Source organism: Acidimicrobiales bacterium (assembly GCA_036270875.1).
GTDB lineage: Bacteria > Actinomycetota > Acidimicrobiia > Acidimicrobiales > AC-9 > AC-9.
This window is the reverse complement of sequence record DATBBR010000025.1, coordinates 1-3,176: the sequence shown is the minus strand read 5'-3', so window position 1 is coordinate 3,176 and position 3,176 is coordinate 1. Positions and strand designations below refer to the sequence as shown.

The 3,176-nt window shown below is 68.8% G+C and carries 5 protein-coding genes; all 5 read left to right on the top strand.

The genetic code is table 11. From position 1 onward, the window contains the following. The coding region (locus VH112_02520) for a proteasome subunit beta (protein HEX4539092.1) at positions 1-221 on the top strand (221 nt) is incomplete at its 5' end. Then, positions 218-889, top strand: coding sequence for a proteasome subunit alpha (gene prcA / locus VH112_02515; protein ID HEX4539091.1), 672 nt, complete (start codon positions 218-220; stop codon positions 887-889). The genes VH112_02520 and prcA, both read left to right, overlap by 4 nt. A 20-nt stretch (positions 890-909) precedes the next feature. Continuing rightward, positions 910-2,268 carry a Pup--protein ligase gene (pafA, locus tag VH112_02510; GenBank protein HEX4539090.1) on the top strand — a complete coding sequence of 453 codons (1,359 nt, stop codon included), beginning with the start codon at positions 910-912 and terminating at the stop codon, positions 2,266-2,268. A 97-nt stretch (positions 2,269-2,365) separates the two neighbouring features. Beyond that, complete coding sequence (locus VH112_02505; GenBank protein HEX4539089.1) at positions 2,366-2,920, top strand: twin-arginine translocase TatA/TatE family subunit; 555 nt, start codon at positions 2,366-2,368, stop codon at positions 2,918-2,920. 7 nt (positions 2,921-2,927) lie between these two features. Then, a partial coding sequence (locus tag VH112_02500; GenBank protein HEX4539088.1) for a twin-arginine translocase subunit TatC occupies positions 2,928-3,176 on the top strand: 249 nt, incomplete at its 3' end.

Sequence of the window (3,176 nt, the reverse complement as noted above, 5' to 3'; positions counted from 1 at the left end):
GCGCCGACCTGCCGCTGGAGGAGGGACTGAACCTGGCCATCCGCGCCCTGTGGGACGCGGCGGACGAGGACTCCGCCACCGGCGGCCCCGACCCCATCCGGGGCATCTACCCGATCGTGGCGATCGTCGATGCGACGGGCTACCGCGAGGTGCCCGAGGCGGACGTGGCCGGGCGCTTCGGAGCGCTCGCGACCCGGTTGCAGTCGGAGCGTGCGCGATGAGCATGCCGTTCTACGTGGCCCCCGAACAGGTCATGAAGGACCGGGCGGAATACGCCCAGAAGGGCATCGCCCGGGGCCGTTCGCTCGTGGCGACGACGTACGACCTCGGGATCGCCATGGTGGCCGAGAACCCCTCCCGGTCGTTGCACAAGATCAGCGAGATCTACGACCGCATCGCGTTCGGCGGCGTCGGCAAGTACAACGAATACGACCAGCTGCGGGTGGCCGGCATCCGCCACGCGGACACGAAGGGCTATGCGTTCTCCCGAGAGGACGTGGACGCCCGGTCGCTGGCCAACCTCTACGCGCAGTACCTGGGCAACGTGTTCACCCACGAGATGAAGCCGCTCGAGGTCGAGATCCTGGTCGCCGAGCTCAGCGACACCGAGAACCAGCTGTACCACATCGCCTACGAGGGCACGATCACCGATCAGGACCATTTCGCGGTGCTGGGCGGCGACGCCGAGACGATCACCGAGCGGGTGGCGGCCGCCTGGCAGGAAGGCTGGGACCTGAGCGAGGCGATCAAGGCGGCGACCGCCGCGCTGTCGGGCCCCGACCGCACGCTGGGCGCCGTCGACCTGGAGGTCGCCACGCTGAGCCGGGGCAACGGGCGGCGAACCTTCCGGCGCATCGACGACGAGGAGATGGCTCGGCTGCTGGCATAGCCAGGGGTACGGTTGACCCGGTGGAACGGCGCATCTTCGGAGTCGAGAACGAGTACGGGGTGACCTTCACCCTGCGCGGGCAGCGCCGCCTGAGCCCCGACGAGGTGGCGCGCTACCTGTTCCGGCGTGTCGTGTCCTGGGGCCGCTCGTCCAACGTGTTCCTGGAGAACGGCGCGCGTCTGTACCTCGACGTCGGGAGCCACCCCGAGTACGCGACGCCCGAGTGCGACAAGATCAGCGACGTCGTCATACACGACAAGGCGGGGGAGTGGATCCTGGCCCAGCTCGTCACGGGCGCGCAGGCCCGGCTGCGCGAGGAGGGCATCCGCGGCGAGGTCTACCTCTTCAAGAACAACACGGACTCGGTAGGCAACTCCTACGGGTGCCACGAGAACTACCTCACCGAGCGCAACGACGAGTTCAACCGCTACACGGAAGTGCTCATCCCCTTCCTCGTCTCGCGGCAGATCTATGCCGGCGCCGGGAAGGTGCTGCAGACCGCCCGGGGCGCCGTCTTCTGTCTCAGCCAGCGGGCCGAGCACATCTGGGAGGGCGTATCGTCCGCGACGACCCGGAGCCGCCCGATCATCAACACGAGGGACGAGCCCCACGCCGACGCCGAGCGCTTCCGGCGCTTGCACGTGATCGTGGGCGACTCGAACATGAGCGAGTACGCCACCTTCTTGAAGATCGGCACCACGTCGATCCTGCTGGCGATGCTCGAGGATTCCTCGACGGTATTGCGCGACCTGACCCTGGAGAACCCGATCCGGGCCATCCGCGAGATCAGCCACGACATCACCTGCCAACGACGGGTTCGGCTGGCGAACGGGCGCGAGATGCGGGCGCTCGACATCCAGATCGAATACCTCGAGCGCGCCTTGAAGTTCCGGGAGCGGCGAGGGCTGTCGCCCGAGGAGGACCGCGCCCTCGACATGTGGGAGCACTGCCTGAAGGGCCTCGAGGCCGACCCGACGTCCCTGTGGCGCGAGTGCGACTGGGTGTCCAAGTACCGCCTCGTCGAGCAGATGCGCCGGCGCCACGACGTCTCGCTGTCGCACCCGAAGGTGGCGATGATCGACCTGATGTACCACGACGTCGACCGTTCGCGCGGCCTCTTCTACAAGCTGCAGCAGCGCGACGAGATGGACCGGACGTGCACCGACGAGGCCATCACCGAGGCGATGACGAAGCCCCCCGATTCGACCCGGGCCCGGCTGCGGGGGGCCTTCGTCAAGCGGGCCAAGGAGCGGCGGCGGGACTTCACCGTCGACTGGGTCCACCTCAAGCTGAACGACCAGGCCCAGCGCACCGTCCTGCTCAAGGATCCGTTCAAATCGCACGACGAACGGGTGGAGCGGCTCATCCAGTCGCTCTGAGGTCCCGCCTCCCCGGAGCGGGGTACCGGGCGCTCCGGCGCCTGGACCTGGGCCCTGGCCCTTGGGGCTGGTGGGAGGCACCGTAGAGTGAGGGGACATGTTCAACCTCGACCCAGGCAAGCTGATCGTGATCGCCGTGGTCGCGATCATCCTGCTCGGGCCCGACAAGCTGCCCCAGTTCGCCCGCCAGATCGGGGGCGCCTGGAGGACCTTCAACGACTTCCGCCACCGCATGGAGTCGGAGGTGCGCTCCTCCATGCCCGACCTGCCGCCGACCTCCGAGATCGCCCGCCTGGCCCGGTCGCCGGCGGCGTTGCTGACCCACCTCTCGAACCTGCCTTCCGAGGGCGACGAGGCCGCCGACGGGTCGGATCCATCCCCTGCCGGTGCTACCGCGAACGGGGCGGGGGAGGGGGCGACGGACGTCGGTGCGGGTGTGGAAGCGGGTGCGGGAGGCGCCGTGAGCGAGGCGGGCGCCGGCGGGACCGACGGAACTGACCGAACTGACGGAACTGACAGAACTGACGGCATCGTCGGCGTGGTGCCGGACGGCGGGAGCGCGGAGAGCCCGGTGCCGTCGACGAACGGCAGGCCCGCCGTGGCACCCCAGCCGGCCGACGTCGCGGTGCCGGTTGACCCCACCCTGAACTGACGCCGCCATGGTGACCCTCCCCTTCACGGCCAAGAAGAAGAACAAGCCGTCGCCGGACAACATGACGCTCGGGGAGCACCTGGGCGAGCTCCGCCGGCGCGTGATCATCGCCGTCGTCGCCTACCTCGTGGCCGCCACGGTCTGCGTTTTCCTCTACCAGCCGATCCTCGACTTCCTGCTGCGGCCCTTGTGCACCGTCGTCGCGACGTCGGGCCCGCACCACTCCTACATCGTGAAGTCGGGCAACACATGCAAC

Excerpts from the sequence above, each read along its gene's own strand:
- VH112_02505 (HEX4539089.1), top strand. The coding sequence starts at position 2,366 with ATGTTCAACCTCGACCCAGGCAAGCTGATCGTGATCGCCGTGGTCGCG.
- prcA (HEX4539091.1), top strand. The coding sequence starts at position 218 with ATGAGCATGCCGTTCTACGTGGCCCCCGAACAGGTCATGAAGGACCGG.